Source organism: Caproicibacterium sp. XB2, assembly GCF_044880635.1.
GTDB lineage: Bacteria > Bacillota > Clostridia > Oscillospirales > Acutalibacteraceae > Caproicibacterium > Caproicibacterium lactatifermentans.
The window spans coordinates 1,882,324-1,895,804 of the sequence record NZ_CP173227.1; the positions used below are offsets into that span (position 1 = coordinate 1,882,324).

Genomic DNA, 13,481 nt, shown 5'->3' on the forward strand with positions numbered 1-13,481 from the left:
GTACAGTGTTTTGTGACAAAACCATTGTACCAGAAGGGCTGACGAGTCCTCAACTTTCATTTAACTTTACAATACGGTTTTTTATTATATAGCGTAAAAAAATTAAAAGCTGAGATAGTCCAATATTAATTCTCAGTTTATTAAAATTGTCTTTCCGTAAGTTCCACAAACACTCGATGATTTCCTTGTTATTTTGTCCATAGTGAATGCGATTATGGCATGTACTGCAAAGACATACGATATTTTCAGGTACATCAATGGATACATTAAATTTATTTGCATATTTTAGAGGGATAAGATGATGTGTTTCCAAATAGGGAAATTCATCAATTCGTCTTGGAAAGGTTTGATGGGAAGCATTAAATTCGCATTTCCATTCTGCATGGCATAATGCGTTCTTGGCTGCTTTCACACTGCGGGAAAAAGTTTTAAGAGTCCTTACTGAAAGTGTCGGCTTTTCATGTTTCTCATAAGAGAAATCAAAAGTTTCATGTTCCATATCAAGGTTTTGCAGGTGTTTATTGATGACAGCATCAACGTCCGTTTCAAACAAGTTTAGTGCTCTTATCGCTTCAACAAGTTCGGGACGCAATTGCATGATATATGCTCCATTTTTTTTGCCATTTCAATCCATGCAACAGGCCAATATGTCTCCTTTCCATTTTCTCCAATAAGACGAAACCGTTTGATATGATTTACTGCAATTTTGCCAAGACGCATATTTTGAACACTGAAAAATCTAAAGTCTTGTCCGTACTGTTTTCCCAAAGACTTACATGATGCTGTATAGTATGGAGCAAAGTACCACTTTTCTAAGGCCAACAATATATTTGGGTCGTTTATAATCTGCGGTAATTGAAGAATTTCTTTCCATTCAATCGGCTGAATTACGGTAAATATCAATCATTTTCGCAACTTCTTTCTGCTTATAACAAATTTCTTTCCTACCATGCTGACACATTAACCAGACAACAAAATATCATACTGTCCAACTTGACACAATTTTGACATCTATCCTGAACACTTCTGACACCCTGACATCTATCCCAAACACTGAAAACACGGCATCTATCGCGACAACCCAACCCTTGAACATTTCCCAAAATTCCGCCTTTGGATATGTTTCCGCAGTCTATTTACCATTTCTCAAAAAAATTCATCCATGCCGAAAAAAGGCGCTATTTCAAGGCTTTTCAGCCGCTACTTTTTTACCCTTGACATCAATGCTACGCACTCCACATGATTGGTATGCGGGAACATATCGACCGGCTGTATTTTTTGTACCGCATAACCGAGTTCACAAAGATACTGCAGGTCACGCGCCTGCGTTTCCGGATTACAGGAAATATAAACCACTCGCTGCGGCGCCAGCTCCGAAAGAGAAAGCAAAAAACGCTCGGTACTGCCGGCACGGGGCGGATCCATAAAGACAACATCGGGGCGAATGCCCTCCTCTGTCATCTCGGTCAGATAATCCGTTGCGTCCGCACACACAAAGTGAATGTTGTGCAGTCCATTCTGCCGGGCATTTGCCGCCGCATCCCGCACGGCATCGCGGTTCAGCTCAATGCCCAGTACCTGGCCGGCCTTTTTCGCAGCTACCATGCCGATGGTGCCAATCCCACAATAGGCATCGATAACGCTTTCTTTTCCCGTCAGTTGCGCATACTCCATGGCCTTGCTGTACAGAACTTCACACTGGACAGGGTTAATCTGGTAAAAACTCTTTGCAGAAATGCGAAATCGGCAGCCACACAGCGTATCTTCAATATACCCCGGTCCATACAGGACCTTTTCCTGTTCCCCCAACACCATGCTGGTATGGTGACGATTGATATTCAGCAGAACTGTTGTAATTTCCGGGTGCTTTTGGCAGAGCGCCGCCGTAAACTTTTTGGCCGGAAAAATGGAATTGCTGGCAACCAATACAACCATAACCTGTCCGCTTTGAAAACCGCGCTTAACCAATACATGGCGCAGAAAACCGCGTTCCGTACGCTCATCATAGGGGTGCAGCTTAAAGCTTTTCAACAGCTGACGAACCGTTGCCATAATCTTATCCGCGGTTTGATCCTCTGTCAGGCAGGACTTCACCGGCACCACCCGATGCGTACTGGATTGATACACGCCGGAAACGATATTGCCGCGGCGGTCCTGTGCAAAAGCCGCCTGCACTTTATTCCGGTAGTAGTAGGGATTTTTCATGCCTAAAATAGGCTCAATCTTCCCGAACTTTCCCAGCAGTTTCCGTGTACGGTTCTGTTTCCATTCCAGCTGCCGGGCATAGTCCATGTTCTGCAGCTGACAGCCGCCGCATTTACGGTACAGTGGGCACTGTTTATTTTCCAATTTGATACACCTGATTCTTAACATTCTTTATTATTTTCGTAAGGATGAATCCATTGTAAAACAAAAAACAAATAGAAACAAGCCTGCCTCAACAGCAGTTTTATAATTCCCTTGTTTCGGGACTATGGAATGCGTTATACTATAAACAGGAAAAAAATACAAAACGGCAGGGCGGTACAGCTTTGCCAGCAAGGAGGTCCTATGCAGATTGCCATTGTGACCGGTGCCTCCAGCGGTCTGGGGCGCGAATTTGTCCGCCAAATCAGCGAAACTGAACCATTAGATGAAATCTGGGTGATTGCCCGCCGGGAAACCCGCCTGCAGCAGTTGGCAGCGGAAATTTCATCTGTACAGGTGCGGCCCGTCGCACTGGACCTTACCCATCAGAAAAGCCTTCAGCAGCTGCAAGCGCTTTTACAACGGGAAAAACCGGACATCCGCATTCTGGTCAATGCAGCTGGGTTCGGAAAAATGGGCAGTTATGCGGACATTTCCCGCTGTGACTGTGACGGCATGATTGACTTGAACTGCCGTGCGGCAGTAGACATGACCATGCTTGCCCTTCCCTATATGCGGAAGGGAGCACGCATTCTGGAAATCTGCTCGACCGCCGGTTTTCAGCCGCTGCCCGGGCTGGGTGTTTATGCGGCCAGCAAAGCTTTTCTTCTGCGCTACAGTCGCGCCCTGCGCTGGGAGCTGTTTCCCCGCGGCATTCATACAACTGCGGTATGTCCGTACTGGGTAAAGGATACTGAATTCATTCCCACTGCCCGGAAAACCAAAGACGCAAAGGCCGTGCGTCATTTTCCGCTGGCAAGTCATGCCCACAGTGTGGTGAAGCTGGCCCTGTGGGACAGTCAGCTGGACCTTGCAGTATCTACCCCAAGCCCAGTCAGCTTTGTTCACCGCCTTACCGCAAAATTCATTCCGCATTGTGTCATGATTGCCATTTGGGAACTGCTTCGCCGTATCTAGACGCAGAACACAAAAGCGTCCGCAGACCATAAGGCCCGCAGACGCTTTTAACAGGAGAAATATATTCCGTTAAAACAGAAAAATGAAAATCATCTATTCAAAATCGGAAGAAAACAAACCACTCAAATAGGCATCGGTCCTTTCGCAAACTGGATTCTGCGCTTCTGCGCTTTCCTGTGCCATTGGACTCACCCCTGTCTTTCTTTGTTGGCTATATCTTAACACCCCTTTTTAAAAAATCAAGCCCTTTTGAAATATTTTTTTATAGAATTTCTTTTTTGTACATTTTTCGCGTTATTTCCTGTAATATAGACAATTTATGAAACACGTGTAAATGATTGTTTCATTTTTATCCTTTTCTGCTCCGCTGCGCGGCGGCAAAAACAGCTGACCAAAACTGGCCGTTTTTATGAACTTCTATTCTTTACTTTGCTGGTACAGAAAGGTATAATAAAAGAGTTACACCTGTTGGAAATGTAAAAAGAGAGGTATGTTTACCCACAAGGCAGCGCTTGCCGCGGCATTCCGAAAAGGCAGCTGCTTTATCAGGAGGATTTATGAACTGGATTATTGTATCTGCAGTGCTGGCATGGCTGGCAGCGCAGCTGATTAAGGTGGCAGTCTGTCTGGTTCGCCACCAGGAACTAACCCTGCACGACTGGATTGGAACAGGCGGTATGCCCAGCTCCCACTCCGCCTTTGTCTGTTCCACTGCCTTTGGCTGTGGCATGGTCTGTGGCTTTGACTCTGTTGCGTTTGCGCTGGGCGTAGCACTAGCCGCTGTTGTTATTTACGATGCACTGGGTATCCGCTGGCAGTCCGGGCTGCACGCAGCCACACTGAACCGATTGGAAGCCAGAGTGGAACCGGAAAAAAACACTCCGCCGCTGGAAACACGGCTGGGCCACCGCCCACTGGAAGTAACGTGCGGCGGTCTTTTAGGTATTTTGATTTCTCTATTGATATTCAAAGTATTCCTGCCGCTTCCTAATTAAACAAACGAAGGTCTCTGCAAAGCATTTGTTTTGCAGAGACCCTTTTTATTTTCTCTGACTGCCGCGCAGCAAAAAGCGCAGCAGTTCTAAATTGGTGCGGCTGTTAACCTGTTCCCCCTGCTGCAGCAGGAAGGGTAGCATATCCTTTTTGCATTCCCCGCAGATGTCGATTCCCAGCACTGGACTGCCGCGCTCAAACAGCCGCAGCAGACGTTCCAGCACTGCCAAGGACATCTTCCCCTGACTCCAGTCTGTGCAGGCAAAATAGGTATTCAGTACATCTTTATCAATGGAAATATAGATTGGTATACCACCCTTTAGCTGTTCCAGCTGCGCCCATGTTTCTTTTTCCTGCAGTGCCTGCAGGCTTACTGCCAGCAAGCGGCTGCGGTACGGTTCCTCAACAGACGCGAAAGCGGACTGGTCCGGACCCACAATGCAAATCTTCTGCAGAAAGGGACTGCGGTCCATCACGTCCCGTACCCAACCGCCACAGGAAAGCAGACCGGGAAATTTCGGCGGCTGCATATCGCTGTGGTAGTCGAACAGCAGCAAATGAAAAGGCTGCTGGATTTTTTCCAGCCAGAAGCCCGTAACATAATGGTAGTCTCCGGAATCCAAAAAATGAATGCCTGCGGCGGGAAAATCCCGTATCCTTCGGCGAATCTCATCGGCAGCCTGTGGGGTACAGTAACAGTTGGTACCCGGAATGTCGTGACAATCCACTAACGCAAAACGGACATCTTTGTAAAATGTTTCCTGCCTGTAAATATCGGTAAAATTGAGAATGACAATCTTCGGCTGCATCTGTTGTTCTTCCTTCCTCTTGTTTTCCGGTCATTCAAAAAGCAGCCAGCCGCGGATTTTTCCGCTGACTGACTGCTTCTGTACGGACTTTTTCAGCCCTTTTTCTATTTACACATATCCCATCGGGTCAACAGCTGTGCCGTTTACACGCACCTCAAAGTGACAGTGCGGTCCGGTGCTGTGGCCGGTGCTGCCAACATAGCCGATAACCTGCCCTTTAGCCACTGTCTGACCGGAACCGACAGCTACGCTGCTCATATGGCCATAGTAGGTCATAATGCCGTTGCCATGGTCAATGATAACCAAATTGCCATAGCCCCAGCCGTTGTCGCCTGCCTGTACAATCGTGCCGCTGTCGGCCGCAACAATCGGTGCGCCGTAAATGCCGCCGCCGCTGATGTCTACGCCTTTGTGGTAGGTGCTGCCGATACCACCCGGGCTGCTGCGGTGACCGAACGGAGACGTAATCGATGTGCAGCTAGGCACTGGCCATGTCATGGAGCCACTGCCGGAAGCGCTGGCGCCACTGTCCTGTGAATGTGAAGAATAGGAATTTGTGTCATCACTGCTATTATCGCTGCTCTTTTCAGAACGGCTCTTCTTTGTGGAAGAAGCATTGCTTTCGCTGGACTTCTGGACCACGGCCTTCTGCTGAGCAGCTTTTTCCTGTGCTGCTTCTATCTGCTTTTTCTTCTGGCTTGCCTGATAAGCCGCATACCACTGATCCACCGCCGCACTGGCAGCGCCCTCTTCTTTGGCCAGTGCATCACTGGCGGCCTGCAGGCTGCTTTCCTGTGAAGACATCCCGTTAATAACGCTCTGTGCCTCACTTACCAAACTGGAAAGTTCGCTCTGTTTTTCATCAAGGGCTGTCTTGGCATTGGCAACTTCCTCACGGTTCTTTTCAATCTGTTTCTTCTGCTTGCTCACTGCGGCCATTTCGGACTTCAGCGTATCAATGAGTGCCGTATCATGCGACGTGACCATCTGCAGGGCCTCTGCCTTATCGGAAAGGTCCGCGACACTGCTGGCAGAAAGCAGAATCTCCAGGTTGCTCGCGCCGCCGGACATATACAGGGCACACAGCCGATTTTTCAGCTTTTTGGTGTCTGCTGTAATGCTGGTTTGCTTGTCTGCAATTTCATTCTGTGCCTGCAGAATATTGTTATCCAGTTCGGAAATTTGTGTATTATATGTATCAATTTGGTTCTGCAGTGTTGTTATCTGGACCTGCAGCGTCTGTTTGTACTCTTCTTTTTTGCTCTTATCCTGACGCAGCTGACTCAGCTTAGTATCATTAGCCTGCTTCTGTTGTGCGTATGCCGCCTGTTTCTGCTTCAGAGTATCGATATCATCCGCAGCATACACGGTTACCACTGCCGGAGAAAGCACCAGTGCAGCGGACAAGCATAGGGAAACAATGCCGCCCAGGATTCTTTTCGTTCTCTTATTCTTACCAGCCAACGATAGAACCTCCTTCTTTCTTGAGATAGCGCTCTATGGAAATAATGCCGCCGGCCGCGCCGAATACAGCGCCCGCCAGCATAAACACAATCAGTACCGGCACCATAACACTGTTCAGATTGATAACATTGAAAACGGCGCGGATACCAATGGAACTGATGATTTTATAGTACAAAAGGTTCAGCAGACCGGCAGCAATGGCGCCCGCCGCCAAACCAGTGACCATGCCTTCCACTAGGTATGGCACTCGGATAAACCCGTTGGTGGCACCCACCGATTTCATAATGCTGATTTCCAGCCTGTGGGAATACATGGCTACATGAATGGTATTGGCAATGATGAACAGCGAAACCAAACTAAGTGCAATGACAATAATCGCACCGACATTGGCAACAATTCGGTCAATGTGTGTCAGTTTATCCGCCAACTGCTGATAATCGTAAATCTTGTCAACACCGTCGATTGCTGTTATTTTTGCCGCCGTGTCCTTATATTTAGAAAGGTCCTTCATAGAAATACGGAAGGAGTTCGGCAGCCAGTTGTTGTCACCCTCCAGGCCATCCAACAGACCAGCGTTCTGCTCACCAACCATTTTGCGCATATCTTTCATGCCGTCATCTTTGGAGATGAAGTCACAGGAGGAAATGTTGTCCATCTTGCGAATTTGGTCACCTATCTGCAGTGCCTTCAGCGAAGGGACCTCCTGTTTGATGTATACTTTAATGGAATTGTTTCCTTCCACCATACCCATGGCACTTTTGATGTTCCAGCTGAAAAGGACAGCTGCACCAGTCATCAAAAGGCAACTCATCAGCACAGCGATACTTGCCAGTGACATGGTGCGGTTAGTCCAGATATTTTTAATGCCCTCTTTAAAAAGATACCTAAAATTTTTCATTGCGCAGCGGCCTCCAGTTCTTTGCTATCTGCCACTATGCGGCCTTCCTGAATCTCGACAATGCGCCTGTGAAACTGTTTCACTAGGCTGTGCTCATGTGTAACCATCAGCACAGTGGTCCCGCGCAGGTTAATCTCACTTAAAAGATCCACAATCTCAAACGACAGAGCAGGGTCAATATTGCCGGTAGGTTCGTCCGCAATAATCATATCTGGATTATTGACCAGTGCACGCGCCAAACCAACACGCTGCTGTTCACCGCCGGATAGCTCCGCCGGATAGCATTTTGCCTTCCCCTGCAGATCCACTAGGCCCAATATGTACGGTACACGTTTTTTTATTTCCCGCCGGCTGGCGCCGACAATATGCATGGCAAACGCCACGTTCTCAAAAACTGTCATCTTAGAAATCAGACGGAAGTCCTGAAACACCATTCCCAGTGTGCGCCGCAGATAAGGAACCTCTTTGCGCTTTATATGCATCAGGTCATGGCCGTTTACAGTAAGATTGCCGCAGTCTGGCCTTTCTTCACAGGTAATCAGTTTGAGCAACGTACTTTTCCCCGCACCGGAGGCCCCCACGATAAAGACGAACTCGCCTTTGTCCACGTTCAGGCTCACGTCATACAGGGCGCGGGTGCCGTTCGGGTAGGTCTTATTGACATGACTCAACTCGATCAAGCAGATCGCTCCAATCATAAAACATTTGATTTATACGCACAGTTTTTATTTACCGCGTATGTAATCATACTAACACACTTCTTACTCTTATAATTCCTATACGGAAAAATACTGTAATCAAATTGTAAACAGATGTACAGGAAAAACGCTTCACTCTTTCCTGCCTTCCTCACCTGGAAAAAGGATACAGGCAATCAGACAAAAACAGGCAACCGCCCCGCCTGTGCAGGAACCGCTGCCTGTTTTTATTTTTCACTTTCAGAACTTTACAGGGTTGGAATCCAGATACTTTTTCACCATGAGTGCTACCTTAAAGACAATGGCGTCCTCAAACTGGCGCAGGTCCAGTCCTGTGATTTTCTTAATCTTTTCCAGACGGTACACCAACGTGTTGCGGTGCACAAAGAGCTTGCGGCTGGTTTCGGAAACATTCAGGTTGTTTTCAAAGAAGCGCTGGATTGTAAACAGTGTTTCGTGGTCCAGGCTGTCGATGCTGCCTTTTTTGAACACTTCTTTCAGGAACATTTCGCACAGTGTGGTCGGCAGCTGATAAATCAAACGGGCTATTCCCAAATTGTCATACCGGACAATGCTGCGTTCGGTATCAAAGACCTTGCCGACTTCCAGTGCAACCTGTGCTTCCTTAAAGGAGCGTGCCAAGTCCTTAATACCCTCCACCGGTGTGCCGATGCCCACAACACAGTGCGTGTAGAATTCACTGGAAAGGGTATCCACAATGGAGCTCGCCAGCTTTTCAAGGTCCTTGCTGTCGATGCCCGGCTTAATTTCCTTGACCAGTGCAATATCGGTTTCATTGATATTGATAACAAAGTCCTTATTTTTGTCTGGGAACAAGTTCTGAATGACATCGTAGGCAGCAATATCGGTCTTATTGGTAACCTTAATCAGCATACATACCCGGCTGACATCATTGTCGAAGTGCAGTTCCCGTGCCTTCAGGTAAATATCACCGGGCAGAATATTGTCCAAAATGACATTTTTCACAAAGTTGCTGCGGTCATACTTTTCATCATAAAACTGTTTAATGCTGGAAAGTGAAACCGCCAGCAGGGAAGCATAGCGGGCGGCTTCCGGGTCTGTGCCCAGCACAAACACGGCGTACTCCGGACGCGGCAGGCAGCCGAAAGATTTATAGGTATACCCGTTGACTACAAAAGGTTCCTGTGACATCATCAGTTCCGGTGTAACGCTTTCGTTCACTTCCCCGATGCGTCCCAGTTCACTGCAAGCAATAATGACCGATGTTTCGTCTATCACGCCAATCGTGCGGTCTATCGCATCTCTCATCTGATGAATAACGCCCTGAAATAATCTGTTTGACATAAAAGAACCCCTCGCTTTTTCTAAATATATAAGCAATATATAAGCGCACTGTTCAGCAAAAGAACAAGCTGCTGAAAAAATGCAATAGATGATTTCACAAAAGCTGGCTCTTCATATAAAAGCGCCTTTATTTATTTTACATACTTTTTAAATGCTTTTCAACTATTTCATAAAAAAGTTCACAACTTTTATTTATTTCCTACAGATAATTGGCAAAGAAAAAAGGAACCGCACACAGTGTGGTTCCTTTTTACGCTGTATCACTGCGTTTTTAGTTCAGAATCGTAATCTCAGAATCCTTATCAAACAGGTGGCACTTCGTCATATCAAAGGCAATCTTGATATGGTCGCCGGACTGTGCCGTAGAGGTTGGCTCTACACGGGCGGTCATGTCGTTGCCGTCACAGACAAGGTACAGGTAAGTTTCTGCGCCCATCATTTCGGTTACTTCCACCTGTGCATCCGCAATGTACTGCGGGTGTTCCTGCAGGAACTCCGGTTCATCATGCATATGCTCGGGGCGAATACCAAAAACAATATCCTTGCCGACATAAGGGTCCATCATTTCCGGCTTTGCCTTGTCCGCCGGCAGCGCCAGTGTGTACTGCCCAAAATTGACCGCATAGCCCTTTGCACCCTTGCTGACTTTTGCATCGATAAAGTTCATCTGCGGACTGCCCATGAAGCCTGCCACAAATCCATTGACCGGGAAGTCATACAGGTTCTGCGGGGTATCTACCTGCTGAATGATGCCGTCCTTCATAACAACAATGCGGTCGCCCATGGTCATAGCTTCGGTCTGGTCATGCGTAACATAAATGAAGGTTGTACCCAAGCGCTTGTGCAGCTTGCTAATTTCTGTACGCATCTGTGCACGCAGCTTTGCGTCCAAGTTGGACAGCGGTTCGTCCAGCAGGAAGACCTTCGGGTTACGCACAATGGCACGTCCCAGCGCAACACGCTGGCGCTGGCCGCCGGACAGCGCCTTTGGCTTGCGGTCCAGCAGATGGGCAATGTCCAAAATACGGGCGGCCTCTTCCACGCGGGCCTTAATTTCGTCCTTCGGGACCTTGCGCAGCTTCAGGCCAAATGCCATATTATCAAACACGGTCATATGCGGATACAGGGCGTAGTTCTGGAACACCATGGCGATATCGCGGTCTTTCGGCGCAACATCGTTTGCCAGGGTATCGCCGATATACAGCTCACCCTTTGAAATGTCTTCCAAACCGGCAATCATCCGCAGTGTGGTGGATTTGCCGCAGCCGGAAGGACCGACCAGAATAATAAATTCTTTATCCGCGATTTCAAGGTTGAAGTCGCTGACGGCCTGTACGCCGCCGTCATAAATTTTGTAAACATGTTTCAGGGATACGCTTGCCATATTATGTGCCTCCTGTAATTTGGTTCAATTTTCTTTTGCACAAATCGGTTGTTTTAATCATAGCAAATAACGCAAAATGTGTACAGCCCTGTTTTATCCAAAGTTCTTCTGCTCAGTTTATGGAATTCTTCTAAAAGCCAAAAATGAGGCCTTAATTTCATCCATATTGTCAATGCTGTTTATCAAATTCTAGCCATCATTTTTGGGCAAATTGTCCATCTTATCCTGTCGCAGGGCAGTTTCCTCCGCCGGTGTCAGTGCGCGGCAGTCACTCGGCCGCAGCTCGTCCGGCAGCACAAGCGGGCCGAAGCCTGTCCGGCACAGCGCCGTCACAGTACTGCCCTGTGCCGCAAACATTCGCCGTACCTGGTGGAACTTTCCTTCCCGTACGCGGACCTCATACAGCGGGCAGCTGCCGCCTTCCAGCAGGCGAAGTTCCGCCGGCAGACAGGTGAATTCCGGCAGGACCACCCCTTCGGCAAAACGCTCTGCTGCGCCGGAACGCGGTGGACAGCTGAGCCGTGCCTGATAGGTCTTCCAAACATGATGCTGCGGGGACAGCAGCCGGTGTGCCAGTGCGCCGTCATCGGTCAGCAGCAGCAAACCGCTGGTGTCCTTGTCCAGCCGGCCGACCGGCTGCAGGCCGCGCCGGTATAGGTCCTTCGGCACCAAGTCCATTACTACGGGCTGCCGGCGGTCCCGCGCAGCGGTCAGCACACCGGTCGGCTTATTCATCAGCAGGTAATAAAACGGCTGATACCTCAGCGCCCTGCCGCTGACCGTAACTTCTGCCGGCTCCATATGCTCCGCCGGGTCCCGCAGAATCCGTTCTCCTGCCCGCACAGTGCCGCCGCGTACCAGCGCAGCGGCCTGTTTTCGGCTGATTTTCAGCTGCAGGGACAGCAGTTTGTCCAAACGCATTTGTGCCATTGGATATTTCCCCTCCTACCCTGCATTATACCGAAAATCACTGCAGAACTCAACTGCCCGTTTTGCGCAGCGGCTTCATAAAACCATCCAGTGCGGCGGTAGACAGGTCCCCCCCGATAATTCTTTTCTGGCAGACCAGCAGCGTTGCCCGCACATCTGGATTTCCTGCATAATTGGTCACATGATACACATACTGTTGGCAGACCTTTCCTGCTGACTTTGTCAGGTCAAAGCCCGCCTGCTGGTTCAGTGCATTGTACTGTTGATATACCTTGGAAAAGGTCTTCGGAATCGTGACTTCCCGTACCGACAACGGTTCCTCCTCCACCTGCCAGCCGCACTGATGCAGAAAACGAATGCGGTCCTCGTTCTCCGCACCGGGAATGCCGCCAGACGCGTGCGCTGTGCAGACAAAAAAGACGACGACCGCTGCCAGCACGACAGCCGCCAGGAACATCAGTTTTCGCTTTTTCCCGTGAAATGAAATAGTCACTGTCATGCCCTCCCGTCCGTTCATAATCATTTATTATACGGTATGACAGCAGTGAGAAAGATAGAACTTTGCCGCAGAAATAAAGATTCGCCCAAAAATATGGACAGGCATATTAAGGAGGAAGGATATGTATCGTTATGCACCCACACCGCACAAAGGCCGTCGGGAGGCTGTTTTTTTGATTAGTGTCGCAGTCCTGTGCGCGGCCGCCCTATGTACCTGGGGAATCACGCACCCCCGCCTGCAGGCAGCTTCCTCTTCGGTTTCCGCTGCCGCAGCGGCGGTGTCACCCGTTTCGCCCGCGCCGGTCTCCTCGGCCGCGTCATCCGCACCCACAGTTGACCGGCAGTCGTGGCAGCTGCGGCTGGTCAATGCTTCGCACCCCTTGCCGGCAAATTTCTCCGTGAAAACATCCGCTGTGGGAAATGTCCGTTTTGACGCACGCGCGTCCGGTGCACTGCAAAAAATGATTTCCGCCTGCAACACCGAGGGAAATCACCTGATGGCCTGTTCCGGCTGGCGCAGCATCAGCCTACAGACAACGCTGTATCATGACGAAATCCGCAGCAAACAGAGCAACGGCCTGCAGAGCGGTGCCGCTGTTGCCGCCGCGGCAGCGGTGGTGGCACCTCCCGGCACCAGTGAACACAACCTCGGGCTGGCGGTGGACCTCGGCAGCATTTCCAATCAGCTGCTGGATGAAACATTCGCCGGCACACCGGAAAGCCGCTGGCTCGTAAAGAATGCTGCATCATACGGCTTTATTCTGCGCTACCCCAAAGGAAAGGAACAGATAACAGGTATTATCTTTGAACCGTGGCACTACCGCTATGTGGGTGTTCCCACCGCGGAAGAAATACAGCGGAAAAATCTCTGTTTGGAAGAATATCTCGCTTAAGCACCCATCCGCACGAAAAAAGCACAGCGCTGCACATACGGGAAATGCTTGACGAAACTTTATTTCTACGATATAATAAGAAAGTTCGGAACAGGATTTTATCCGCTACTGTGGCTCAGTTGGTAGAGCAGCTGATTCGTAATCAGCAGGTCGGCGGTTCGAGTCCGCCCAGTAGCTCCAAACAAGGACCCGCTTGGCAAAGCTGCCTTTTGGTTTTGCCTGCGGGTATTTTTGTGTACAGTTTTATTTTGCAAAAATAAGGAG

Annotated in this window: 13 protein-coding genes and 1 tRNA gene; 4 read left to right on the forward strand and 10 right to left on the reverse strand. The window is 49.0% G+C overall.

All coding sequences use genetic code 11. The features are described from left to right. Nucleotides 1-49 precede the first annotated feature (49 nt). Complete coding sequence (locus ACIHKT_RS09405; RefSeq protein WP_404352416.1) at nucleotides 50-598, reverse strand: HNH endonuclease; 549 nt, start codon at nucleotides 596-598, stop codon at nucleotides 50-52. Nucleotides 599-1,200: 602 nt separating this feature from the next. Beyond that, nucleotides 1,201-2,349 carry a 23S rRNA (uracil(1939)-C(5))-methyltransferase RlmD gene (rlmD, locus tag ACIHKT_RS09410; protein WP_404352418.1) on the reverse strand — a complete coding sequence of 383 codons (1,149 nt, stop codon included), beginning with the start codon at nucleotides 2,347-2,349 and terminating at the stop codon, nucleotides 1,201-1,203. Nucleotides 2,350-2,550: 201 nt separating this feature from the next. Here rlmD and ACIHKT_RS09415 point away from each other — a divergent pair, with 201 nt between their 5' ends. Together ACIHKT_RS09415 and ACIHKT_RS09420 are read left to right on the forward strand one after the other, a co-directional pair. Then, nucleotides 2,551-3,324: an SDR family NAD(P)-dependent oxidoreductase gene (locus tag ACIHKT_RS09415; RefSeq protein WP_404352420.1), complete on the forward strand. Its 774-nt coding sequence runs from the start codon at nucleotides 2,551-2,553 to the stop codon at nucleotides 3,322-3,324. A 557-nt stretch (nucleotides 3,325-3,881) separates the two neighbouring features. Next, the gene (locus ACIHKT_RS09420) at nucleotides 3,882-4,319 is read left to right on the forward strand and encodes a divergent PAP2 family protein (protein ID WP_086036674.1); all 438 of its coding nucleotides are present in this window, start codon (nucleotides 3,882-3,884) and stop codon (nucleotides 4,317-4,319) included. Nucleotides 4,320-4,364: 45 nt separating this feature from the next. On the opposite strand, the gene ACIHKT_RS09425 is transcribed toward ACIHKT_RS09420, so the two are convergent. From ACIHKT_RS09425 to ACIHKT_RS09460, 8 genes are all read right to left on the reverse strand, one after another. After that, nucleotides 4,365-5,126 (reverse strand): arginase family protein, encoded by a 762-nt coding sequence (locus tag ACIHKT_RS09425; RefSeq protein WP_086036675.1) that lies wholly within the window; start codon nucleotides 5,124-5,126, stop codon nucleotides 4,365-4,367. A gap of 108 nt (nucleotides 5,127-5,234) precedes the next feature. Next, nucleotides 5,235-6,590 (reverse strand): murein hydrolase activator EnvC, encoded by a 1,356-nt coding sequence (locus ACIHKT_RS09430; RefSeq protein WP_086036676.1) that lies wholly within the window; start codon nucleotides 6,588-6,590, stop codon nucleotides 5,235-5,237. Beyond that, nucleotides 6,580-7,488 (reverse strand): permease-like cell division protein FtsX, encoded by a 909-nt coding sequence (gene ftsX, locus ACIHKT_RS09435; protein WP_086036677.1) that lies wholly within the window; start codon nucleotides 7,486-7,488, stop codon nucleotides 6,580-6,582. Before ftsX ends, ACIHKT_RS09430 begins: the two co-directional genes overlap by 11 nt. Further along, nucleotides 7,485-8,168, reverse strand: a complete 684-nt coding sequence (ftsE, locus tag ACIHKT_RS09440) for a cell division ATP-binding protein FtsE (RefSeq protein ID WP_086036678.1) — start codon at nucleotides 8,166-8,168, stop codon at nucleotides 7,485-7,487. Before ftsE ends, ftsX begins: the two co-directional genes overlap by 4 nt. Before the next feature lie 258 nt (nucleotides 8,169-8,426). Next, nucleotides 8,427-9,512 carry a CdaR family transcriptional regulator gene (locus ACIHKT_RS09445; RefSeq protein ID WP_174193565.1) on the reverse strand — a complete coding sequence of 362 codons (1,086 nt, stop codon included), beginning with the start codon at nucleotides 9,510-9,512 and terminating at the stop codon, nucleotides 8,427-8,429. A gap of 271 nt (nucleotides 9,513-9,783) precedes the next feature. Further along, a complete protein-coding gene (locus ACIHKT_RS09450) occupies nucleotides 9,784-10,896 on the reverse strand; it encodes an ABC transporter ATP-binding protein (protein ID WP_086036680.1) in 1,113 nt (370 codons plus the stop codon). Between the two features lie 189 nt (nucleotides 10,897-11,085). Further along, nucleotides 11,086-11,826 (reverse strand): pseudouridine synthase, encoded by a 741-nt coding sequence (locus ACIHKT_RS09455; protein WP_086036681.1) that lies wholly within the window; start codon nucleotides 11,824-11,826, stop codon nucleotides 11,086-11,088. Nucleotides 11,827-11,875: 49 nt separating this feature from the next. Continuing rightward, the gene (locus ACIHKT_RS09460; RefSeq protein WP_174193566.1) at nucleotides 11,876-12,319 is read right to left on the reverse strand and encodes a DUF4830 domain-containing protein; all 444 of its coding nucleotides are present in this window, start codon (nucleotides 12,317-12,319) and stop codon (nucleotides 11,876-11,878) included. Between the two features lie 127 nt (nucleotides 12,320-12,446). Here ACIHKT_RS09460 and ACIHKT_RS09465 point away from each other — a divergent pair, with 127 nt between their 5' ends. Further along, nucleotides 12,447-13,217: a M15 family metallopeptidase gene (locus tag ACIHKT_RS09465; protein WP_086036683.1), complete on the forward strand. Its 771-nt coding sequence runs from the start codon at nucleotides 12,447-12,449 to the stop codon at nucleotides 13,215-13,217. A 104-nt stretch (nucleotides 13,218-13,321) separates the two neighbouring features. Next, nucleotides 13,322-13,397 (forward strand) — tRNA-Thr (locus ACIHKT_RS09470). Nucleotides 13,398-13,481 lie beyond the last annotated feature (84 nt).